We start from the raw sequence: 22,175 nt of genomic DNA on the forward strand, positions 1-22,175 counted from the left end.
CCGAAATGGAAAGTGGGCATCGGGTCCGGCGCGGCCGCCCATGGCACATCCTGACAGAAGGTTGTCAGGAGCCCGTTCGCCGTTCTCAGCCGAAGCGCAGTTTCAGGCCGACGATCACGACGATGAACAGGAACGTTACCGCGTTGGAGAGGACTACCGGCAGCGAGCCGATGGCAAGGCCGTAGACGATCCACAGGAAGACACCGGTGGCGAGTGCTGCGGTAGTGACCAGCGAGATATCGCGTGCCTGGCGTTCGCGCAGAATTTTCACGATCTGCGGCAGCCATGCGAGCGTGGTTATGACGGCTGCAATCGAGCCGACGACTTCGAAGAGGGGGTGCAAGGTGGTCGCTTTCCAATGCGCACGGTGCGCAATCCGCGCTATGCCAGATTTGTCCATTTCTGTGAAGCGGGCGGATGGCTGGACCAAGAACAAAGGCAAGAGCATTGCCTCTGGCTGCGTACGATTTGTGCTTGCGGGCGCGCCGTGGCCACGCTTCAATGGCCAGCAGCCGGATTCGGGGAAGGGCTCTTGCTTGAAGGTAGGCGTGATCTTGAATCCCGTCGCCGGGGGCGGCGGGCTGAAGCGAAACTGGCCGGAAGTGGCTGCCGCGCTCACCCGGCATTTCGGTGCGTTCGAACTGCATGAGACGCAAGGCTCGGGCGACGCCGCCCGGCTGGCTTTCGATCTTTCGGCCGAAGGATTCGACCTGGTCATTGCGGCCGGCGGCGACGGCACCGCCAGCGAAGCGGCGGACGGGTTGCTGCAGGCGTCGATTGAAGGCCGGGGCACGGCGGCATTGGCCTTGTTGCCCTGCGGCACCGGCATCGATTTCGCGCGTGGCCTTGGCCTGTCTGGCGATCTCGAAGCCTCGCTCAAGCAGATCGCCGAAGCGAAGGGCCGCCGGATCGATGCCGGCCGCATCTCCTATGTCAGCGACGACGGCGCGCTGGCCAGCCGGCATTTCATCAACATTGCCAGCCTCGGGCTTTCCGGCGCAACCGACCGCGCCGTCAACGCCGACAAGCGCAAGGGCAGGTTTTCCGCCAAGGCGCTGTTCTTCTGGCGGACCGTGTTCGAGTTCATCCGCTACCGTTTCCAGAACGTGCGCATCACCATCGATGACGGCGAGCCGGTCGAGGCGAAAATGGCGCTGGTGGCGGTCGCCAATGGCCGCTTCTTCGGCGGTGGCATGATGATCGCGCCGGATGCAGCACTCGACGACGGCCAGTTCGACATCGTCATCCTGCGCGCGGCCAGCAAGCTGAAGCTGATCCAGGATATCCGCCTGCTCTATGGCGGGCGGCATCGCAACCATCCTTCCATCACCATCCTGCGCGGGCGAAAGGTGGTTGTCGAACCGGTGGGGGATGGGGACAGCGCGCTGGTCGACATAGACGGGGAATCGCCGGGACGCATTCCGGCGACGTTCGAGATTCTGCCGGGTGCGCTGACGCTGAAGTGTTGATTCCTGTGCTTTATGTAGCCCGTTGATTTGCAGATACATTTCCCGTCATTCCCGGCCGCGTGAGCGACCGTAGGGAGTGGAGCGTGTCGGGAATCCATGCCTCGACATTAACAGGTAACGGCATGGGTTCCGGACAGCCGCGTCGTCGCTACGCTCCGACGCTGGCTTCCGGGATGACGGTGGTCGGGTATTTCACCGCCTACCCATCACGGCATCAGCGGGTCCTGCATCATCTCCAGATGCAGCGCCTTGCCGTCATAGGGATGCGCCTCGCAGACCGCCTCGTTCAGTTCGACGCCGATGCCGGGCTCCTTCGACGGGATGACGTTACCGTCCTGCCATTCGATTTTTTTTCTGAGCAGCGTAGCGTGGAAGCCGTCCCATTGCTTCAGCGATTCCAGGATGAGGAAATTCGGCAGCGTCACCGCAAGCTGGATGTTGGCGGCGCCGACGATCGGGCCGCAATAGCAGTGCGGGGCGATCTGGATGTGGTAGGCCTCGGCCATCGCCGCGATCTTCTTCGTCTCCAGTATGCCGCCGGAGCGGCCTAGGTCGGGCTGCAGAATCGCCGCCGCGCGGTTCTCGATGATGCGGGCGAACTCGAATTTGGTGGTCAGCCGTTCGCCGGTGGCGATGGGGATGCGCGTTCCGCGCGCCACTTGCGCCATCACTTCGGGCATGTCCGGCGGCACCGGTTCCTCGAACCATAGCGGATCATAGGGTTCGATCGCCGCCGCCATGCGCAGCGCGCCCGACGCCGTGAACTGGCCATGCGTGCCGAACAGGATGTCGGCTCTGGTGCCGACCGCCTCGCGGATCGCCTTCATCATGCGCGCCGACAGGTCGATGTCGGCAAGGCGCGGCTGGTGGCCGTCGAAGGCGGTGTAGGGACCGGCGGGGTCCAGCTTTACGGCGGTAAAACCCTGCTCGACGTAGCGGACCGCGCATTCGGCAGCGAGGTCGGGGTCGTTGTAGACATTCTTGCCTGAAACATCCTCGGTATGGACGCTGCCGCTGTGCGGGTAGAGATAGGTGTAGGTGCGCAGCGTCTCGTGCACCTGCCCGCCCAGCAACTTGTAGACCGGTTTGCCTGCTTCCTTGCCGATGATGTCCCAGCAGGCGATTTCCAGTGCGGAGAAGCAGCCCATACCGGAAACATCGGGGCGCTGGGTGAAGCCGGAGGAATAGCAGCGGCGGAACAGGTTTTCGATGTCGTGCGGGTCGCGGCCGACCAGATAGCGCTCGGCCATATCCTCGATCATGCGGGCGGTGACATGGGCGGAGAAGGTGGCGTTGTAGGCTTCGCCATAGCCGACGACGCCGCCATCGGTGGTGAGCCTGACGAAGATGAAATATTTGCCGCCGATGCCGGGCGGCGGATTGCCGACGACGAAGGTTTTTACGTCGGTGATTTTCATGTCTGATCCTCCAGAACCATTTCCGCGCCTTTCCAGCCCGTCATGATCGACGCGGCGTTGGTGTTGCCGGAGATATTGTCCGGAAAGATCGAGGCGTCGATGATGCGCAGGCCGGCAAGCCCGTGCACTTTCAGGCGCGGATCGACCACGGCGCGCGAAGCGTCCGGCCCCATGCGGCAGGTCGAGACCGGGTGATAGACCGTTCCCGAGCGGCGGCGGAAGTCTTGAATCAAATCGGCGTCCGAAGTGATTGAAGGGCCTGGCAGAATTTCCTCGACGATATTTTCCGCCATGGCCGGCATCGAGGCGATTTTCCGCACGAATTTTACCGCCGCCAGCATCTCGGCCACGTCATGCTCGGTGGAGTAGGCATTGGCGACGATCTTGGGATAATCGTGCGGATTATTCGTGCGGATCATGATCTCGCCGCGGCTCGACGGGCGGCAATTGGACAGGCCGATGGAAAAGCCGGGCCATGGGTCGGGGGTCAGGATCGGGCGCTCGCCGCTCTTGGGGATGACGGTGGAAAACGCCTGGAAGTAAAGCTGCATGTTCGGCCGCGCTAGCGCCGGATCGGTGCGGAAGAAGCCGCCGGCATTGTTCATCGACAGCGACAGCGGGCCGGAGCGCAGCAGAAGGTACTGCATGCCGACCGCCAGCTTGCCCCACCATGGCCGCAGTATCTGGTTCAGCGTCGCCGTGCGGCCCTTGTAGGTGTAGTTGGTGCCGACATGGTCCTGAAGGTTCGCGCCGACATTTTGGTTGGCGTGGACGACGGGAATGCCCAACCCTTGCAGCAGTTCTGCCGGGCCGATGCCGGAAAGTTGCAGCAATTGCGGCGTGTTGATCGACCCGCCCGAGACGATGATCTCGCGGCCGGCGCGGGCGCTTTTCGTTTCGCCGTTCTGCTCATATTCGACGCCGACCGCGCGAGTCCCCTCAAACAGGATTTTCGTCGCCAGCGCGTTCGTCTCGACGCGGACGTTCCCGCGCTTCATCGCCGGACGCAGGAAGGCGCGCGCAGCCGACATGCGACGGCCGTTGCGGGTCGATATCTGGTAGATGCCGACGCCTTCCTGGGAAGCGCCGTTGAAATCGGGGTTGAGCGGCAGGCCGGCCTGCTGCGCCGCCGCCAGATAGAGCTTGCTCAGCGGGTGGACCGCAGCCGTGCAGTCGGTGACGTGGAGCGGGCCGCCGCCTCCGCGCCATTGGTCGGCACCGGCCTGGTTGTCCTCGATCGCCTTGAACGCCGGCAGCACATCGTCATAGCCCCAGCCCGGATTGCCGGCCGCCGCCCAAGCATCGAAATCGTCGCGCGCGCCCCTGATCCAGACCATGGCGTTAATCGAACTCGAGCCGCCCAGCAATTTTCCGCGCGGCCAGTGATCGGCGTTACCGGCAAGGCCGGGGTCCTGCTCGGTCTTGTAGTTCCAGTTCACGGCGGGGTCGAAGAAGGTTTTTCCATAGCCGAGCGGCATCTGGACGAAGAAGCGGCGGTCTGTGCCGCCGGCCTCCAGCACGAGCACGGAAAAGCGGCCGGATGCCGACAGCCGCTCGGCCACGACCGAACCAGCCGAGCCGGAGCCGACGACGATGAAATCATAGGTCTGCATGATTGAGGGGCGCTCCCGAGTCCTGCCGCCACCCTAGCCACCGCGCCTTGGCCGCGTCGCTGCATCATCCGGCGTTCTCTGTGAAAAAAGCGACGGCTGGCAAACGCGTTGACGGCTTCCTGCCATGGCGGTACGCCGTAGTTGGAACACCGATGTCGAGGGGAAGCCGAATGGTCCGATATGCCGACGGGAGGCCGCATGGCGAACTGACGCTGAGAACGCTTGCCATGCCTTCCGACGCCAATGCGGCCGGCGACATTTTTGGCGGCTGGGTGATGGCGCAGATGGATCTGGCCTGCGGCATCCGCGCGGCGGAGCGGGCGAGGGGCCGGGTAGTGACGGCGGCGGTCAAGGAAATGGCCTTCGCCAAGGCGATGAAGATCGGCGATACGCTGTGCATCTATACGCATGTCGAGCGCGTCGGCCGCACGTCGATCACGCTGAAGGTGGAGGCGTGGGCGCAGCGCTACCTTTCCGATCTGATGGAAAAGGTCACCCATGCGGATTTCGTCATGGTGGCGCTGGACAAGGACGGCAAACCGGTGCCGGTACCGCCCGAAAACTGAGCGGACCTACGCGGCCGCCGCACCGTCGAAGCGCTGCCTGGCTTCACGTACGCGCGCCGTGTTGATGCGCGCCCATTCACCCAAAGCGCTGACGGGAACCAGCAATTCATGGCCGAGATCGGTCAGCTCATAATCGACTCGCGGCGGAATCGTCGGGAAAACCGTGCGCGTGACAAAGCCGTCGCGCTCCAGGGCGCGCAGCGTCGTCGTCAGCATTTTTTGTGAAATACCGCCGACAGCGGCGCGCAGTTCGTTGAAGCGCATCGAGCCGTCGCCAAGCTTGCCGACGACCAGAACCGTCCATTTGTCGCCGACCCGTTGCAGGATTTCGGAAACGGCGCGGCAGTCTTCGGTGTTGTGCAGGTGCCTAGGTTTCAAAAAGGTGCCTCCTTGCGCTCAAAATTCCCAGTCACCTATATAGCGCCAGTATCCAATCTATACCAGTACCCCGAATAGGAGACTTCGAATGTCCAAGCCCAAGATCGGCATCATCGTCGGTTCGACCCGTGCAAGCCGGTTCGCCGACAAGCCAACCGAATGGATCGCCAACATCGCCAAGGCGCACACCGATCTCGATTTCGAGGTGGTGGATTTGCGCGACTATCCGATGCCTTTCTTCGAAGAGGCGACCTCGCCCGCCTGGGCGCCGTCGCAGAACGAAGTAGCCCAGCGCTGGCAGAAAAAGGTCGACGAACTCGACGGCTATATCTTCATCACCGCCGAATATAATCGCGGGCCGACGGCGGTTCTCAAGAACGCGATCGACTATGCCTACAACGAATGGAACAACAAGCCGGCGGCCTTCGTCGGCTATGGCGGCGTCGGTGCCGCCCGCGCCATCGAGCAGCTTCGGCTGCACGCGGTCGAAATGCAGATGGCCCCGACCCGCGCCGGCGTCCACATCCTGATGCCCGATTTCGTCGCCGTGTTGCAGCAGGGCAAGAAGCTCGAGGAAATCGAGCATCTCAACCAGAGCGCCACCGCCATGCTGAACCAGCTTGCTTGGTGGGCCAAGGCCCTGAAGACCGCGCGCGACAACGACGCCCGCACGGCGCAGGCCGCCTGAGCGTCAGACCGACCTGTATCTGGAAAGGGCGTTCTACGGCACCTCGGATCGGTGTCAAAGTGCCGCGCCCATCGTCATCCTCGGGCTTGTCCCGAGGATCTACGCACGTTGAAGAAAAAATAGCTGCCAGTTTTCCGAGTCGGCAGATCCTCGGGACAAGCCCGAGGATGACGGTCGCTTTTCTATTGCCTACCGCCCGGCGTCGCGGTTCTCGCTGGCGATACGGGTGGCAATGAGCTTGTCGATGCGGCGGCCGTCCAGGTCGACCACTTCGAAGCGCCAGCCTTGCGCGTCGACCGTCTCGCCGGTTGCGGGCAAATGGTGCATGTGCGCTAGCACATAGCCGGCAACCGTTTCGTAGTCGCGGTGTTCCGGCAGATCGATGCCCAGCGTGTCGGCCATCTCGTCGGCCTGCATGTAGCCGGCGAGCAGCCAGGAGCCGTCCTCGCGCTTGACAGCGTTTTCCTTCTCGTCGCCGGCATCGAGATCGGCCCGGAACACGCCGGTGATGGCTTCGAGAATATCGGCGGGGGTGACGATGCCTTCGAAATGGCCGTACTCGTCATGGACGAGCGCCATCGGCACGTCGCTTTCCTTGAGCTTGGCCAGCACGTCCAGCGCATCCGCCTGGTCGTGGACGATGGGCGCGGCGCGGACATGCCTGCGCAGGTCGAAGCTGCGCCCTGCAAGGGCCGCTGCCAAGAGGTCGCGGGTCTGCACCACGCCGACCATGGCGTCGACGCCGCCGTCGGAGGCCGGCAGGCGCGAGTGCTGGGTTTCCATCAGCAGCTTGCGGGTCGCGGCTTCGTCCGTGCCAAGATCGATCCAGTCTACCTCGGTGCGCGGCGTCATCACCGCACGTACCGCGCGGTCGCCAAGCCGCATGACGCCGGCAATCATGCGCCGCTCGTCGGATTCGATGGTGCCGTGATGCTCGGCCTCTGCGACCAGCATCTTGATTTCCTCATCGGTGACTTTTTCCTCGCTTTCGCCCCTCTGGCCGAGCAACCACAAAAGCCCCCGGCCGGAAATATCGAGCAGCCACACCAGCGGGGCGGCTACCCTGGCGATCATCGCCATGGCCGGCGCGACGCGGGATGCGACCCTTTCGGGGTCGCGCAGCGCGATCTGCTTGGGTACCAGTTCACCCGCGATCAGCGAGAAATAGGTGATGACGGCGACGACGATGCCGACCCCGGTCGGGTCTGCGACGCTGTCGCTGACACCGAACGACCGCAGGAAGATGGAAAGCCTCAGGCCAAGCGTTGCGCCGGAAAACGCGCCCGACAGGACGCCGACCAGCGTGATGCCGATCTGCACCGAGGATAGGAATTTGCCGGGGTCGGAGCCAAGGTCGAGCGCGACCGCGGCGCCGTTCACGCCGCGGTCGGTCATCGCCTTGAGCCTTGCCGGCCGCGACGAGACGATGGCAAGTTCCGACATCGACAGCAGGCCGTTGACGCAGATGAGGACCACCACGATGGCGATTTCGACATAAAGCATCGGCGGTCAATAGCATTACATGTGCCCCTTCGAAAGGAGCAGCGCGACCGAAACCTAATTTGCCCGCAGCAGGCCGATCAGCGCCATGCCGTCGGTGTAATAAGGGTCGCCGCCGCCATTGCGGCCGGCTTTTGCCGGGCCGATGCCCTCGATCTCGCTCGTCGAAACCAGCATGCCTGCGTCGGACAGGTCGGCCATCAGCAGGTCGCGCTCGGCGTCGATGTCTGGGCCGATATGATGGGTAATGGCGCCGGTGTCGTGGCTGAGACCGACGCCACGGTCGAAACTGGTGGAGCCGAGCCAGAGCGGACGCCCGTCATCGCCGGCATCGGCGGTCTGCCACAGGCGCACATGGTGGCGCTGGTCGGCGCTGTTGCCGATAGGTTTTTCGAAGGCGAGGTCTTGCTGACGGCCCTCGAACAGCAACCGGCTTACCGGCGCATCCGGATAAGGACGATCGAACAGGACGCTTTCGCCGATCTCGATGGCGGTCCTCAGCGTCACCGCGTCGGCGGTGTCCCATCTGGCAACGCCAAAGGCATGGATGACTTCCGCCTTGGTGCCGACGAGACCGACATTGATCGGGTCGCCGGCGATGCCTTGCGGCGTGCGCGTCAGCATTTGCGAGGGCCGCGGACCATGCAGGAAACTGCGCAGGGTCCAGAATTCCGGCGCAACCAGATAGGCGATGGCGACATAGGCGGCGCAAAATGCCGCCGTCCAGATCATCGTACGCCGTTTCAGACTGCGTCGGCCCATGAAAACCCGATGAATTCAGGCCCGCCTAGCGGCAGGCGCGGTAGCCGCTCTTGCGGTTCTTGATGTCGAAATGGAAATGGTTGCGGTGGTCGTAATTGTAGCCGGGGCCAAGCACGGTGGTGAAATATTCGCAGCCATCGGCGCGCACGGTGTTGAGAAAGCCGCGCTGGCGGAAGGAAAACAGGCCGGGCTTGCGCACGTCGATCGTGTCGCCATTGTTCAACTCGATGCTCATGACGTCGAGCGCGTTGCCCTTGCCGTGCTCGGACAGGGTGCGTTCGCCGGCGATCTTGCGGCAGGAATAGCTCGATCCCTGGTTGATCGCCTTGACGCCCGAAAAATACCGCAGGCGCGCCGAGGGAACGAGTTCCTTCTTCGTCCATCTGGCGAAACTGGCGGCCATGTCGCAGGTCAGCGTCGCTGCCGGTTTCATGGCGACGCTGCCGATGGCGCTGACTTTCACCGGGTTGTCGATGCCGCATTGGCCGCCACCGTGGATCGACTCGACATCGGTGTAGACGACGCCCAGCCGCTTGAGGTCGTTGCGGCAGTCGATTTCGTCGGCGGCCATCGGCTCGGGGGCCATTGGCTCGGAGGGCAGTGTGGGATCGTCCATGCGTGGATAGGCGACCGTCATGTAGGGATCGGTGGGAGCCACCGTCTGCGCTTGCGGGTAGGCCGGCAGGGCCGCCGTCGTCGTGCCGACATCCACCGCCGGCTCCAGCGTCAGCACGTTGCCGGTCGTGCAGGCGGCGAGCGCCGCCAACGCCGTCAGGCCGCAAAGGCCGGCGGCCAGCATTCGCCCGCGCCGCGGTCGCGCCTTGCCTGCCATCGATCCATCTTCCTGTCCCATGATGGAACAGAGTCTACCCGCGAAGGGTAAAGGAAAAATCAGCGCTGAAATTCATGGCTGCGGCTAAATTGCGGCGGCTGGCTTACTGGCAACCAACCTACTGGCAGAAGGTGCCGCCGTTGCGGCGCGGCTCGAGGTCGAGATGGAAATGCAGGGCGTGATCGGCATCGCTGCCGGGGCCGAGCACGGTCTTGAACGGGCCGCATGCAGCCTTGCGCACTTCGTCCAGGAATTTCGCTTCTTTTTCAGGCGGCGACGGCTCGACCGCGATCTTCGTACCATCGGTCAGCGTGACGCTTGCAATATCGAGTGCGTTGCCGAAGGCATGCTCCGACATTTTCCGGCCGTTATGGCGGGGCCGGCAGACATAGGCGGATGCCTGATTTATCGATTTCAGGCCAGCGCCGAACCGGGTCTTTGCCGCTGGCGTGACCGTTTCGGCCATGAAACGCGCTGCCGCTTCCGCCATCTGGCAATTCATCTCGGCCTCCGGCGCGATAGCAATAGCCGGACCCAGCGTCCTGACCGTCAGCGGATAGGGAATTGAACAGCCGATTACCGGGTCGCTTTCGGCCTTCTTGTCCTCGAATTCCACGCCGAGCGCATTCAAGCGTTTCCGACAGGCCACTTCTTCGTCTGGCATGGGTATCAGCGGGGCGGCGGTCGAACGTGGGTCGGGCGCTATCGGCTTCTTTTCGGGTTTTTTAGCCTCATCGGTGGGTTTTTCGGGGCCGACGGCATCTGCAGGTTTGGCCGGCGGAACGGGAATTTCGCCTGTTTCGACGGGCAAGGCCTGTTTTTCATCCTCTGACGGCGCGATGGGCTTCTCGTCTGGAAGTGGTGTTTCGACCGCACGCTCGCTCATTTGAGGGATCGGCGCTTTCGGCGGCAGTTTCGGGGTTCCGGCCATCGCTGCGGTTCCGGCAAAAACACCGGCGGCGAGCAAAAGCGGCAGGGAAAGAACGCGGAACGATGTCATTTTTTCGCAACGGCGCGCCTAGGGGAATGGTTGCCGCGCGGCACCATCACGTTCGATGACGGCGTGTGTCAGGTGCGGCCGCGCAGCCTTTTTTCCCAGTTCTCGACTGATCCTGTTTCGAGGCGGCGTGTCGCGAGGTTGCGCCAGGAGGGGGCGAGTTCGGGCATCGCGGCCAGACCGGCAAGGGCGGTCAGATCGAGCGTACGGGTGTAGAGCAGGTCGATGAGGCGCGTTAACGGCCAGTGCGGCTGCGGCCGCTCCTCCAGCGTCAACGCATCGCCGGCCGAGGCTGTACCCTCACCGAGAACGCGATAGTACCAACCGGTCCTGCCAGTTTTTTGCACGCGGTACGCCATGTCGGGGCGCTCGAAACGCGCGTTCAGCCGCCAGCAGGGCTGGCGTCCCTGGCTGACCTGCAGCACGGCTTTGCCAAGCCGATAGATGTCGCCGATGCAGATGTCGCCTTCCGTCAGGCCGAAGGTCGAGATGTTTTCGCCGAAGGCGGCGGGTACCGCTTCGATGCCATCGGCTGCCCAAGCGGCATAGTGGTCGCGCGGATAGTGATGCAGGGCTTTTTCAGGGCCGCCATGGCTTTTGGTGTCGCCCTGGTGGTCGCCCAGCAATCCGACGGAGGTGACGTCCTGCGGTCCGTCCGCCCTGGCCTTGCGGATGCCGCTCGGTGCCCGTTGCGGCCCGAGCGGAGCAAGCTTCCCGATGAACAAGGCTTCTATGTCAACGCCTGTCGAGGCGGCCGGGTCGGTCGTAAAATCAAGCGCCAATCGTTTCCAGCCCTTCTTCCAGCCAGTCGGCAAGTTGCGGCAGGCCGAGCAGGTATTTCGCGGTGCGGCGGCGCGGGCGCTCGCGTGCGGCGGCAAGGGCGTCGGCCCATTCTAAGGCGGCGTAGTCGCCCCGGCCGACCCAGGCCAGCGCGATCAGTTCGGCCGCTTCGTCGACATTGAGGTCGCTGATGAGTTCGCGCAGTTCTTTTTCAGCCAGGTTTTCGGACTTTTCTTCCGCCAGGCCGCCATGATGATGCGTGTCGCGGCTGTTGCCGTCCAGTTCGACCTCGTGTTCGGCGCCGTCGGCGTAATCCTCGTTGACGGCGGCCGTCAGGCCTTTCGCCTTGAGGATGAACAGGCGCACGGTGTCAGGCCCTATCGAAAGCTCCCATTCCCGTTCGAGACGCTGCTGCACCGTCCTTCTCCGTACTGCCTGGCGGATGATAGCCTATTTGCCGGGCACGTCACGCATTCTTCGGTGAGCCGGCGGCGCGCCGATTGACAGCGCGCCGGCTTGCCGTGAAATGGCGTGTCCTCATCCAACGGAACTGGTTCGCATATGGCCGTGCTTTTGTCGCCCAAGGTTCTGCCCATCCTGATGCTCGTCGCTTCCAATGTGTTCATGACATTCGCGTGGTACGGCCACCTGAAATACAAGGCATCGCCGATCTATCTTGCGGTCGTCGTCAGCTGGATGATCGCCTTTTTCGAATACTGGCTGGCGGTGCCGGCCAACCGCATCGGCAGCAGCGTCTATTCGGCCGCCGAACTGAAGACGATGCAGGAAGTCATCACGCTTTCGGTGTTCGCCGTGTTTTCGGTGTTCTACCTGAAGGAGGCGTTGACCTGGAACCATGCGCTGGGCTTTGCCCTTATTGCCGGCGGTGCGGCGTTGATTTTCAAAGGCTAAAGCGACCACCCGCACTTATTTTTTGGGAAGATGTTTTTTGGGCGTGAAAAGCGGGCAAACATAGCTATATTGGGTTGAATCCGAGGTGAGACGGTTTCGTTGGTTTGATCCGGCGGGCCGTTTTCTTTTTGTGTGACAACCCCATCTGGAAAGAATGGGCGGCAGGAAGGTAGGCCATGAATAAGGTCCCGATGACAGGCGAGGGATTCGAATCGCTGAAGGAAGAACTGCGCTGGCGCCAGCAGGAGGAGCGGCCTCGCATCATCGAGGCGATCTCCGAGGCGCGCTCGCATGGCGATCTTTCAGAAAATGCCGAGTATCATGCCGCCAAGGAACAACAGAGCCTGAATGAAGGCCGCGTCGGCGAACTCGAGGATTTTATCGCGCGGGCCGAGGTCATCGACATTTCCAAGCTTGGCGGCGACAAGATCAAGTTCGGCGCGACCGTCGCCCTCGTTGACGAGGATACGGAAGAAAAGAAGACCTACAAGATCGTCGGCGACCAGGAAGCCGACGTGAAATTGGGCCGCATCTCCATTTCCTCGCCGATAGCGCGCGCGCTGATCGGCAAGGAAGTGGGCGACACCGTCGAGGTCAACGCGCCCGGCGGCGCGCGCGGCTACGAGGTCGTCAAGGTGCAGTTCATCTGAAACGATGGATCGCTGTCCGCACGCGGTGACGCCATGACCGTTTCGGCGGCGAGGCGTGCCGCCGTCGACATGAGCCGGATCGAGGTCGTCGCTCCCAATCTGAAGCGGCGGCTCTCGGGCGTCACCAGCACCATTATCCAACTCGTTCCGCTGCAGACGCTCAATTCGGGGATAGCCACGATCGGACCGGGGCTGCCCGACACCTTGCCGAAAATGCGCTGGTGGCAATTGCCGCTGCTGTGGAAGCGGCCGCTTTCGGGGCGCAAGCGCATCTGGCATGCGCGCCGCAACGTCGAGATGCTGGCAGGGCTGGTGCTGAAATGCGTGCTGCGCATGCCGCTCAAGCTTGTCTTTACCTCGGCCTCGCAACGCCACCACACGGGTTGGACCCGCTTTCTGATCCGGCAGATGGATGCGGTCATCGCCACCAGCCGCAAGACAGCGTCTTACCTGCTCGTGCCGAACACCGTCATCATGCACGGCATCGATACCGCGCGCTTCCATGTGCCGGCGGACAGGGCGGAGGCGGTGCGGTCCGTCGGCCTCGATCCCGCGCAACGCTATGTCGGCTGCTTTGGCCGCGTCCGGCATCAAAAGGGCACTGATCTGTTTGTCGACGTCATGATCGATCTGCTGCCGCGCTATCCGGGATGGTCGGCGGTCATAGCCGGCCGCGCCACCCAGCAGCATCAGGCCTATGAGGCGGAACTGCGCGGCCGGGTGGAAAAGGCGGGTCTGGCAGATCACATCCTGTTCGTGGGCGAGCATACCGACATCGAGCGCTGGTATCGCGCGCTTTCGCTGTTTGTCGCGCCGCAGCGCTGGGAAGGTTTCGGGCTGACCCCGCTGGAGGCGATGGCCAGCGGCGTGCCGGTGGTGGCGACCGATGTCGGGGCGTTTTCCGAACTGATCGTCGACGGCGAAACCGGCGCGGTGACGCCCGTTGGCGACAGTGCCGCGTTGAGCGAGGCGGCCGGGCGCTATCTGGCGGACACGGGTCTGCTGGCTGCCCATGGCGAAAACGGGCTCGCCCGCGTCAAAACCATGTTTCCGCTGCGCCGCGAGGCGGAGAGTATCGGCGGCGTCTATGAGGCGGTGTGGCGGAAATCCTGATCGAAGACCGGCCACTGTGGACCGGCGCGCGGGCTTTCAGGGCTTTTTGATTTCCACCAGGCCTTCATCCTTGACCTGGCGAATGGTCAGTGCGGTGCGCACCGTGTCGACATTGGCCGCCGATGTCAGGACTTCGATGACGAAGGTCTGGAAAGCGCGCAAGTCGCTGGCGACGCAATGCAGCAAAAAGTCGGATTCGCCCGAAACCATCCACGCATCGCGCACGATCGGCCAGCCGCGCGTCAGTTCGGCGAAGCTTTTCAACTCCGGGTCCGATTGGTGATGCAGTCCAACCAGGCAGAACGCGACCACGTCCATGCCCAGCGCCGGGGCATTGAGCAGCGCCCGATAGCCCCGGATGACGCCCGTTTCCTCCAGGTGCTTGACCCGCCGCAGGCAAGGCGGCGCGGAAATGCCGACGCGATGCGACAATTCCACATTGGTCATGCGCCCGTCGGCTTGCAGTTCGCGCAGGATTTTCCAGTCGATGGCGTCGAGATCGGCCTTGATCGGCATGGGGGCTTTCCGTTTTCGTGCGCAAGATTGTTTCGCGAGTTCGTCAATAAACCACTTTGCGGCGCGCGCCAGCCCTCCGATACGCGATTTTGAGAGCCGGGTCGCCAGCTTTCCGGGGACACTGCACCAAGCGTGCTTGCTGGCATGGCGGGCAGCACTTACATTACCGCTGAAACCAAAAATCGTTTTTCGCCGTCAACGGCTGCCCGGCAGAGGCCTCTTCCATGAACACCAAGCATGCGCCCGTTCTTATCATCGGTTCCGGCCCGGCCGGCTACACGGCGGCGATCTACGCCGCGCGCGCCATGCTGAAGCCGATGCTGGTCGCCGGCCTGGAGCAGGGCGGGCAGTTGATGATCACCACCGACGTGGAAAACTATCCCGGCTTCGGCGATCCGATCCAGGGGCCGTGGCTGATGGGCGAGATGCTCAAGCAGGCCGAGAACGTCGGCACCGACATCGTCAACGACATCATCACCGAGGTCGATCTGGATGCGCGGCCGTTCCGCGCCAAGGGCGATTCCGGCACGCTCTACACCGCCGACGCGCTGATCATCGCCACCGGCGCTCAGGCGAAATGGCTGGGCATCCCGACCGAGCAGACCTTCATGGGCTTTGGCGTTTCGGCCTGCGCAACCTGCGACGGCTTCTTCTATCGCGGCAAGGATGTGGCGGTCGTCGGCGGCGGCAATTCGGCCGTGGAAGAGGCGCTTTATCTGTCCAATCTGGCCAAGAGCGTCACGGTCATCCACCGGCGCAGCGATTTCCGCGCGGAGCGCATCCTGCGGGAGCGTCTGCTCAAGAAGGAAAATGTCCGCGTCATCTGGGATACGGTGGTCGACGAGATTACCGGGCGGCCGGGCAAGGCACCGATGCCGCCTTCGGTCGAGGGGCTGAAACTGCGCCATGTCGCGACCGGCCAGGAAACGCATTTGAAGGTGGACGGCGTGTTCGTGGCCATCGGCCATGCACCGGCGGTCAGCCTGTTCGAAGGCAACCTGAAGCAGAAGCCGAACGGCTATCTGTGGACGGCGCCCGATTCGACGCGTACCGACGTACCGGGGGTTTTCGCCGCGGGCGACGTGACCGACGACATCTATCGCCAGGCGGTCACCGCAGCCGGTCTGGGCTGCATGGCGGCGCTGGAAGCGGAAAAATATCTTGCGGGCATAGAGGTTCATAGAGAAGCGGCGGAGTAGCCGTTCAATAGGCTGATTTATCGCACAGACGCCAAATCATAAGAGGGGAAACCATGGCGTTGGATTGGGACAAGCTACGCGTGTTTCACGCAGCGGCGGAGGCTGGGTCGTTTACCCATGCCGCGGAAATTCTGCGCCTGTCGCAATCGGCCATTTCCCGCCAGGTCAGCGCTCTGGAGCACGACGTCGGCGTGCCGTTGTTCAATCGGCACGCGCGCGGGCTGGTGCTGACCGAACAGGGCGAATTGCTCTACCGCACGGCGCACGACGTGCTGATGCAGCTTGAAAACGTCAAGACGCAGCTTTCCGAAACCACCGACAAGCCGTCCGGCACCTTGCGCGTAACCACGACGGTCGGCCTGGGCACCGGCTGGCTGACCGAGCGTGCGAAGGAGTTCTTCGAGCTTTATCCGGAAATCAACCTGCAACTCGTGTTCACCAACGAGGAACTGGATCTTACCATGCGCCAGGCGGACTGCGCCCTGCGCCTGCGCCAGCCGCAGCAGCCGGACCTGATCCAGCGGCGTCTCTTTACCGTGCATCTGCATGTCTTCGCGACGCAGTCCTATCTCGACAAGCACGGCACGCCGAAGTCGGTCGCCGATCTGGACAAGCACAGGATCATCACCTTCGGCGAGCCCGTGCCGCATTATCTCGCCGGCCTCAATGTGCTGGAAACCATCGGCCGCGCGTCGGGCTTCAAACGGGAGCCGGTGCTGCAGATCAACGACCTCATGTCCATCCGCCGGGCTGCCAAGCGTGGCGTCGGCATCGCCATGCTGCCCGACTACATGGCCGACAAGGACACCGGGATGGTGCCGGTCCTGCCGGAGCTTGAAGGGCCGTCCTTCGATACGTTCTTCGTCTATCCCGAAGCCATGAAGAACCAGGCCAAGCTCAAGGCGTTTCGCGATTTTCTCTACGGCAAGGCGCGCAACTGGGCGTTTTGATCGCCTAGACGTGCCATAGAGCCGGCTTCCGAACCGGTCTCCTCTGAGTTGCGCTTGCGAAGCTCGCGCATCGATCACAGCCGGGCAGCGGGCATTTTTTACGAATACTAATCGATTTGGCTGGCCTTATTGCGGCAGGATGGGGGTTGTGCCACAGCCGGTCCCTTTTTGCATGTGTGCATTGCAAAATAGGTTATTGAATATTGAGCCGGGTATGAGCATATATAGGTCATCTCCTGGACGCGTTCTCCTCCCATTAGCGTCCTCGAGTGTTCCCCTCTGGAGGTTTAGCCCTAACGGGCGCTTCCATTCAACTCAGCCGGATCTCTTGATCCGGCTTTTTTGTTGCCGAAAATCTGCTCGGGTGCCAAGCCGCTGCGCTTGCAGAGGGCGTAACGGTGACGTGTAACCCCCGTAACGTTTCCCTTATCGTCGTTTTGGTTTAGCCAGATAATAGGACGCGGTGTGAGCCGTTCGGAAGGTGGGGGCACCATTCGATCGGCTCGGGCTCAGGCAGCGACCGCGTCCAGCTTTTTTTGCCGCGTGCCTAGATCGCAGTCCTTCTGGATCTAGCTCGTTGAGTGAGCATCGGAACAACCCGAAAACCGGATTCCGCTTTTCGGTCCGATGCTTTAGCGCCGGTATTTTCGGTGCGGCGGACCTGCCGTCCCTCCTCCCACGGAGACGGTCCGCAAGTAAAACGGCGCCCGATCGGTTCGGGCGCCGTTTTCGTTTTCCGCAGCACCCTGGAGCGGCGGACGCTCGGATAAACCCGCGCTCCCGCTCTATCCTTTTGTTTGAGCATCGGATTTTCCGAAAACCGGATTCCACTTTTCGGTCCGATGCTCTAGCAAGCGTCAGGCTGCCTTGCCGCTGGTGTTCATCGCTTCGTCCGCGAGGCGTCCGGTCAGTTCGGCCATATGGTCGAATGCTGCGCGATACGTCGCCACCCCCGCGGTTGCCGAGCGAAGCTCGATGATCAGGTCGCCGATGTCGGCTTGCGGCATGGTCGCCTCCACTACGTCCCAGCCCGGCCAGCCGGGCCGCGCATCGTAGCCGAGGATCTGGCCGCGCCGCTGCGGAATCAAGGCGATGATCCTGGCCGTGGCATCCGACGGGGTGACGATCTCGACCTTCATGATCGGCTCCAGCAGCACGGGCGAGCATTGCGCCATGCCTTCCTTCATGGCGAGCTTGGCCGCCATCTGGAACGCCATGTCGGAGGAATCGACGGCATGGTAGGAGCCGTCGGAAAGGTTGACGGCGATGTCCACGACCGGGAAGCCAAGCGGGCCGGACTTCATGTAGTCGCGCACGCCCGTCTCGACCGACTGGATATAGGTTTTTGGCACCGCGCCGCCGGTGATGGTGTCGGTGAACTCGAAGCCCGAGCCGCGCGGCAGCGGCTTGATCTCCACGACGACGTCGCCGAACTGGCCGTGGCCGCCCGACTGCTTCTTGTGGCGGCCGCGCTGCTGCACCGTTTTGCGGATCGTCTCGCGATAGGGCACGGCCGGCTGGTGCCCGTCGACCGCGATCTGGTTGCGCCCTTCCAGCCGCTCGCGCACGACGCGCAAATGCATTTCGCCATGCCCCGACAGCACCGTCTCGGCCGAATCCTGATTGTGGTGCAGGTTGAGCGAAGGATCCTCTTCCGCCAGCCGCTGGATGGCCGCCGACATCTTTACGTCGTCTTTGCGCTCTTTCGGGCGCAACGCAAAGGCATAGACGGGTTGCGGCGGGGCCAGTTCGATCGCCGGGGCAATGCCGGCCTTGCCGGTCGTCAGCGTCTGGCATGTCCGCGCGCCTTCCAGCTTGCCCAACGCCACCGTATCGCCGGGCTTGGCCGAGGTCAGTTTCGTCTGGTCCTTGCCCAAAATCCGGTAAATTCCCGATATTCTTGCGGTTTCGCCGTTCGGCAAGGTCAGTTCCATGCCGTCGGCGACCTGCCCGGACAGGATACGCGCTACCGAAAGCTTGCCGGCATGCGTCGTATGGATGGTCTTCATCACCTGGGCAATCGTCGCGTTGCCGTCGGGCAGGCCGAGGCGTTTTCGGGTCGCCTCCACGTCGGGCGCGTCGTGCCGGATCGCCTTCAGCAGGCGCAGCACGCCGTTGCCTTTTTCGGCCGTTCCGATCAGCACCGGCGTTACCGACCCGTCACGCAGATCGGCGGCGAGGTCGTCGAAAATCTTGTCCTTCGGAGGCTCGATCTCTTCCAGCAGTTGTTCCATCAACTGGTCGTCATGGTCGGCCAGCGTCTCCAGCATGGAAAAGCGCGCCTCCAATTCGCGCGCCTTCTCGTCGCCTGGGATTTCGGCGATCTCGCTCTCGGCATATTCGCGGTAGATGTAGGCGCGCTCCAGCGCGAGGTCGATCGAGCCAATGACGACATTGTCCTTGCGCAGCGGCACCTGCCGAAGCAGCAGCGGCGCGATGCTTGCCGGCTGCAGCATCTTCAGCGTATCGCGCACGCCGGCGACGGCCTTGTCGACCTTGTTGAGAAACAGGATGCGCGGGATGCCGAGATCGTCCAGCTTGCGCATGATGAGCTGAAGGGCCGGGATTTTCTTTTCATCGGCCTCGGCGACCACGACGGCCAGGTCGCAGGCAGCCAGCACCGGTTCGGCCTCGAACGAGAATTCGATGGAGCCCGGACAGTCGACGAAGGTCAGGCTTTCGCCCATGAATTCGGTGGTGGCAAACACGGCCTCGACGCTCATGGCATGCGCGCGGGCTTCGGGCGAATGGTCGGAAACGGTGTTGCCGGAAGAAACCGGGTTCTGGCGGGGTATGGCGCCCGTGCGGGCGAGAATGGCTTCGAGAAGGGTGGTCTTGCCGCTTGAAAAGGGACCGACGATGGCAATGCACTTCGGCCCCGAGCGTCTTCCTCCGGCGCGATTCTCCATGACTGACCTCCGCTCGGGCGTTTCCCCAAGGAGCGGCGGCCGGCCCGTTCGACCGTCGCGGGATTTCATTCCCTGCCTTCACGGCATCGTCACACGGGTTTGACAGCGGGGCAAGGAAAATAGGTGACTATCGACTGCAACCGGCAGACAAAGGGGCACGCGAATTTGCAGGAGAACCCGAGATGAAGATCGTTCCCGTCGGCAGCGTAGCGAGCAGCATCGCGTCGGACAGCTATTTTACCGGCCGGGTCAGGATCGAGCCGATCATCGAGGCGCAAGCGCCGGCAAGGCTGCGGGCCGCTTGCGTCAGCTTCGAGCCGGGCGCGCGTACGGCCTGGCATACGCATCCGCTTGGCCAGACGCTTCATGTGACGGCGGGCGCAGGGCTTGTGCAGGTCTGGGGCGAAGCGATCCGCGAGATCAGGGCCGGCGATACGGTCTGGTTTTCGCCGGGCGAAAAACATTGGCACGGTGCCGCGCCGACAACGGCCATGACGCACATCGCCATGCAGGAAGCGCAGGACGGCAGCCCGGTCGACTGGCTGGAGAAGGTCAGCGACGAACAATATGGCGGGGCGTGAGGCGGAAGGAGTGACAAGCAAATGGCACATGCCAAGCCATTATTGCGTCTGCTCAAGAAAATCGCTTGCCTAGCCTGCCTTGGTCTCGCAAGCCAACTCTGCATCGCGCATGCAAGCGCCGACCAACAAGTGCAATTCGAAAGCGAGGCTGTGAAACCGACTCCGTTTCAGCAGCGCATTGCACAACAAAACGGCGAGGTACTGAAGACGGTTCCCGGTACATCGTTGCAGGGATATCTGACGCGACCTCAAGGTAACGGGCCGTTTGCCGCGATCGTACTTCTCCACGGGTGTGCGGGTATCCTCTCGGATGACAAGCAAACCTGGCCCGAGCGACTGTCCTCCTGGGGCTACGTCGTGCTCGTTGTCGACAGTTTCAGCACGCGCGGCATTCACGATACCTGCCATGGCCTGCTTGTTGACCGCGTATACGATGCCTACGGCGCTCTGGATTTCCTGTCAAAATACGGCTTTGTCGACCCTTCGCGTGTCGCGGTTTTGGGGTTCTCGGCTGGCGGGTTTGCAACGCTCGGGGCCGTGCAATTTGGTGGCGCCGAGCGGCTGATGGGGCATAAATTCAAGACAGCGATTGCCTATTATCCGAATTGTTCGGTAGCGAGTGGCGACATGTCAGTCCCGACCTTGATCCTTGTCGGTGAACTTGACGACTGGAGTACGGTCAAGAAATGCCAGGGGATGATGGCCCAGCGCAGTGGCAAGGGAAGCTCCGTGCAGCTTAACGTCTACAAGGGTGCACGTCACGCATTTGATGCCCCGGAATTCAAGACTGGCATCGAGGCTTACGGGCACCGGGTGGAGTACAATGCCGCTGCCGCCGAGCAGTCCATAAGCGACGTACGTGCCTTTTTACACGAGGCGCTCGGCGACTAAGTCATCCTTTCCGTCGAAGGCGCTCCGGCGCCGCTTCATCTGGCAGAAAAAACCCGGCGCGAAGCCGGGCTTTTCGAATCTTTTCTTTGCGTTGCCGGCGTTACTTCAGGCTTGCCGTGAAACGCTGGATGCGGGTGCAGGCTTCTTCCAGCAGCGCCTCCGATGTGGCGTAGGAGATGCGGAAGTTGGGGCCGAGGCCGAACGCCCCGCCGAACACCACTGCCACGCCTTCGGCTTCCAGCAGTTCGGAGGCGAACGCCTCGTCCGTGTCGATGACCTTGCCGGCTTGCGTCTTCTTGCCGATCAGTTCGGCGCAGGACGGGTAAACATAGAACGCGCCTTCTGGCGAAGGGCAGGAAATGCCGCGCGCCTGGTTCAGCATCGACACGACGAGATCGCGGCGCGCCTGGAAGATCGCCTTGTTCTTGTGCACGAAATCCTGCGGCCCGTTTAGCGCTTCAACGGAAGCCCATTGCGCGATGGTGCAGGCGCCCGATGTCTGCTGGCCCTGGATCATGTCCATCGCCTTGATGAGCTGGACCGGCCCGGCGGCATAGCCGATGCGCCAGCCGGTCATGGCATAGGCTTTCGACACGCCGTTCATGGTCAGGGTGCGCTCGTAGAGTTTCGGCTCGACCTCGGCGATGGTCTTGAAGACGAAATCGCCATAGGTCAGGTGCTCATACATGTCGTCGGTCAGCGTCCAGACATGCGGATGCTTGAGCAGAGCGTCGGCCAGCGCGCGCAACTCGGCCTCGGTATAGGCCGCGCCCGAAGGGTTGGACGGCGAGTTCATCAACAGCCACTTGGTCTTTGGCGTAATCGCCTTTTCCAGCGCCTCGGCCGTCAGCTTGAAGCCGTTGTCGATGGAGGTTTCGGCAAAGACCGAGGTGCCGCCGCAGATCGCCACCATTTCAGGGTAGCTGACCCAGTAGGGGCGGGGGATGATGACCTCGTCGCCGGGGTTCAGCGTCGCCATGAAGGCGTTGAATAGGATCTGCTTGCCGCCGGTGCCGACGATAGTCTGCTCGGGCTTGTAGTCGAGATTGTTCTCGCGCTTGAATTTATTCGCAATCGCCTCGCGCAGCGGCGCGATGCCGGAGACGGGCGGATACTTGGTCTCGCCGCGGCGGATCGCTTCGATGGCCGCGTTCTTGATGTTGTCGGGCGTATCGAAATCGGGCTCGCCGGCACCCAGGCCGATCACGTCGCGGCCCGCGTTTTTCAGCTCGCGCGCCTTTTGCGTGACCGCGATGGTCGCGGAAGGCTTTACGCGGGAAAGGGCGTCGGCGAGAAAGGCCATGGCTGATGTCTCCGATGGTGAACTTCGCAGCTTCCATGCTGCGGCGCATCTATTGTCGCATGATGCGGGCGAGTGCAAGCATTGTCCGCTCGCAAGGGGCTAATCGCGCCGGAAAATGCCCGGTTTCGCGTTAACATACGCTAAAATA

Annotated in this window: 23 protein-coding genes; 10 read left to right on the forward strand and 13 right to left on the reverse strand. The window is 62.7% G+C overall.

What is annotated here, in order from left to right; genetic code table 11:
• Window positions 1-85 precede the first annotated feature (85 nt).
• Complete coding sequence (locus tag ACX3P0_RS13555; protein ID WP_459078148.1) at window positions 86-343, reverse strand: SemiSWEET family sugar transporter; 258 nt, start codon at window positions 341-343, stop codon at window positions 86-88.
• 193 nt (window positions 344-536) lie between these two features.
• Between ACX3P0_RS13555 and ACX3P0_RS13560 the strand changes: the two genes are divergently transcribed.
• Window positions 537-1,469 (forward strand): diacylglycerol/lipid kinase family protein, encoded by a 933-nt coding sequence (locus ACX3P0_RS13560; protein ID WP_459089168.1) that lies wholly within the window; start codon window positions 537-539, stop codon window positions 1,467-1,469.
• A gap of 206 nt (window positions 1,470-1,675) precedes the next feature.
• On the opposite strand, the gene ACX3P0_RS13565 is transcribed toward ACX3P0_RS13560, so the two are convergent.
• Both ACX3P0_RS13565 and ACX3P0_RS13570 read right to left on the reverse strand, forming a co-directional pair.
• Window positions 1,676-2,887: a mandelate racemase/muconate lactonizing enzyme family protein gene (locus ACX3P0_RS13565; RefSeq protein ID WP_459089170.1), complete on the reverse strand. Its 1,212-nt coding sequence runs from the start codon at window positions 2,885-2,887 to the stop codon at window positions 1,676-1,678.
• A complete protein-coding gene (locus tag ACX3P0_RS13570) occupies window positions 2,884-4,500 on the reverse strand; it encodes a GMC family oxidoreductase (RefSeq protein WP_459089172.1) in 1,617 nt (538 codons plus the stop codon). Before ACX3P0_RS13570 ends, ACX3P0_RS13565 begins: the two co-directional genes overlap by 4 nt.
• 170 nt (window positions 4,501-4,670) lie before the next feature.
• On the opposite strand from ACX3P0_RS13570, the gene ACX3P0_RS13575 reads away from it, so the two are divergent.
• Complete coding sequence (locus tag ACX3P0_RS13575; protein WP_459078152.1) at window positions 4,671-5,066, forward strand: acyl-CoA thioesterase; 396 nt, start codon at window positions 4,671-4,673, stop codon at window positions 5,064-5,066.
• 6 nt (window positions 5,067-5,072) lie between these two features.
• Here ACX3P0_RS13575 and ACX3P0_RS13580 read toward each other — a convergent pair whose 3' ends face one another.
• On the reverse strand, window positions 5,073-5,444 hold the full coding sequence (locus ACX3P0_RS13580) for a winged helix-turn-helix transcriptional regulator (RefSeq protein WP_459089174.1): 372 nt from the start codon (window positions 5,442-5,444) through the stop codon (window positions 5,073-5,075).
• An 88-nt stretch (window positions 5,445-5,532) separates the two neighbouring features.
• Between ACX3P0_RS13580 and ACX3P0_RS13585 the strand changes: the two genes are divergently transcribed.
• The gene (locus ACX3P0_RS13585; RefSeq protein WP_459089176.1) at window positions 5,533-6,132 is read left to right on the forward strand and encodes an NADPH-dependent FMN reductase; all 600 of its coding nucleotides are present in this window, start codon (window positions 5,533-5,535) and stop codon (window positions 6,130-6,132) included.
• A 189-nt stretch (window positions 6,133-6,321) separates the two neighbouring features.
• On the opposite strand, the gene ACX3P0_RS13590 is transcribed toward ACX3P0_RS13585, so the two are convergent.
• From ACX3P0_RS13590 to ACX3P0_RS13615, 6 genes are all read right to left on the reverse strand, one after another.
• The gene (locus tag ACX3P0_RS13590; RefSeq protein WP_459078155.1) at window positions 6,322-7,635 is read right to left on the reverse strand and encodes a hemolysin family protein; all 1,314 of its coding nucleotides are present in this window, start codon (window positions 7,633-7,635) and stop codon (window positions 6,322-6,324) included.
• A gap of 54 nt (window positions 7,636-7,689) precedes the next feature.
• Complete coding sequence (locus tag ACX3P0_RS13595) at window positions 7,690-8,394, reverse strand: LssY C-terminal domain-containing protein (protein WP_459089178.1); 705 nt, start codon at window positions 8,392-8,394, stop codon at window positions 7,690-7,692.
• A 25-nt stretch (window positions 8,395-8,419) separates the two neighbouring features.
• Window positions 8,420-9,226, reverse strand: a complete 807-nt coding sequence (locus ACX3P0_RS13600; protein WP_459089180.1) for an extensin-like domain-containing protein — start codon at window positions 9,224-9,226, stop codon at window positions 8,420-8,422.
• 118 nt (window positions 9,227-9,344) lie between these two features.
• Entirely contained in the window at window positions 9,345-10,226 is an 882-nt protein-coding gene (locus ACX3P0_RS13605; protein ID WP_459089182.1) for an extensin-like domain-containing protein, read from the reverse strand.
• Window positions 10,227-10,294: 68 nt separating this feature from the next.
• Window positions 10,295-11,005, reverse strand: a complete 711-nt coding sequence (locus ACX3P0_RS13610; protein WP_459089184.1) for an MOSC domain-containing protein — start codon at window positions 11,003-11,005, stop codon at window positions 10,295-10,297.
• Window positions 10,995-11,420: a DUF3775 domain-containing protein gene (locus ACX3P0_RS13615; protein ID WP_459089186.1), complete on the reverse strand. Its 426-nt coding sequence runs from the start codon at window positions 11,418-11,420 to the stop codon at window positions 10,995-10,997. Before ACX3P0_RS13615 ends, ACX3P0_RS13610 begins: the two co-directional genes overlap by 11 nt.
• 144 nt (window positions 11,421-11,564) lie before the next feature.
• On the opposite strand from ACX3P0_RS13615, the gene ACX3P0_RS13620 reads away from it, so the two are divergent.
• The 3 genes from ACX3P0_RS13620 (at window position 11,565) to ACX3P0_RS13630 (ending at window position 13,678) form a co-directional block, all read left to right on the forward strand.
• Window positions 11,565-11,915 (forward strand): DMT family protein, encoded by a 351-nt coding sequence (locus tag ACX3P0_RS13620; RefSeq protein ID WP_459078161.1) that lies wholly within the window; start codon window positions 11,565-11,567, stop codon window positions 11,913-11,915.
• Between the two features lie 176 nt (window positions 11,916-12,091).
• Complete coding sequence (greA, locus tag ACX3P0_RS13625) at window positions 12,092-12,565, forward strand: transcription elongation factor GreA (RefSeq protein WP_459078162.1); 474 nt, start codon at window positions 12,092-12,094, stop codon at window positions 12,563-12,565.
• Between the two features lie 33 nt (window positions 12,566-12,598).
• Complete coding sequence (locus ACX3P0_RS13630; protein ID WP_459089188.1) at window positions 12,599-13,678, forward strand: glycosyltransferase family 4 protein; 1,080 nt, start codon at window positions 12,599-12,601, stop codon at window positions 13,676-13,678.
• A gap of 36 nt (window positions 13,679-13,714) precedes the next feature.
• Here ACX3P0_RS13630 and ACX3P0_RS13635 read toward each other — a convergent pair whose 3' ends face one another.
• A complete protein-coding gene (locus ACX3P0_RS13635; RefSeq protein WP_459089190.1) occupies window positions 13,715-14,194 on the reverse strand; it encodes an Lrp/AsnC family transcriptional regulator in 480 nt (159 codons plus the stop codon).
• Window positions 14,195-14,418: 224 nt separating this feature from the next.
• Here ACX3P0_RS13635 and trxB point away from each other — a divergent pair, with 224 nt between their 5' ends.
• Window positions 14,419-15,393, forward strand: coding sequence for a thioredoxin-disulfide reductase (gene trxB / locus ACX3P0_RS13640; protein ID WP_459089192.1), 975 nt, complete (start codon window positions 14,419-14,421; stop codon window positions 15,391-15,393).
• Between the two features lie 53 nt (window positions 15,394-15,446).
• Window positions 15,447-16,343, forward strand: a complete 897-nt coding sequence (locus ACX3P0_RS13645) for a LysR family transcriptional regulator (protein ID WP_459078166.1) — start codon at window positions 15,447-15,449, stop codon at window positions 16,341-16,343.
• An 857-nt stretch (window positions 16,344-17,200) separates the two neighbouring features.
• Here the strand turns inward: ACX3P0_RS13645 and ACX3P0_RS13650 are convergent.
• Window positions 17,201-19,252, reverse strand: a complete 2,052-nt coding sequence (locus ACX3P0_RS13650) for an elongation factor G (protein WP_459089194.1) — start codon at window positions 19,250-19,252, stop codon at window positions 17,201-17,203.
• A gap of 182 nt (window positions 19,253-19,434) precedes the next feature.
• Here ACX3P0_RS13650 and ACX3P0_RS13655 point away from each other — a divergent pair, with 182 nt between their 5' ends.
• Together ACX3P0_RS13655 and ACX3P0_RS13660 are read left to right on the forward strand one after the other, a co-directional pair.
• Window positions 19,435-19,833 (forward strand): (R)-mandelonitrile lyase, encoded by a 399-nt coding sequence (locus ACX3P0_RS13655; protein WP_459089196.1) that lies wholly within the window; start codon window positions 19,435-19,437, stop codon window positions 19,831-19,833.
• Window positions 19,834-19,854: 21 nt separating this feature from the next.
• Complete coding sequence (locus ACX3P0_RS13660; protein ID WP_459089198.1) at window positions 19,855-20,724, forward strand: dienelactone hydrolase family protein; 870 nt, start codon at window positions 19,855-19,857, stop codon at window positions 20,722-20,724.
• Window positions 20,725-20,824: 100 nt separating this feature from the next.
• Here ACX3P0_RS13660 and ACX3P0_RS13665 read toward each other — a convergent pair whose 3' ends face one another.
• Window positions 20,825-22,027 carry a pyridoxal phosphate-dependent aminotransferase gene (locus ACX3P0_RS13665; protein ID WP_459089200.1) on the reverse strand — a complete coding sequence of 401 codons (1,203 nt, stop codon included), beginning with the start codon at window positions 22,025-22,027 and terminating at the stop codon, window positions 20,825-20,827.
• Window positions 22,028-22,175: the final 148 nt, after the last annotated feature.

The organism is Mesorhizobium sp. A556 (assembly GCF_054489545.1).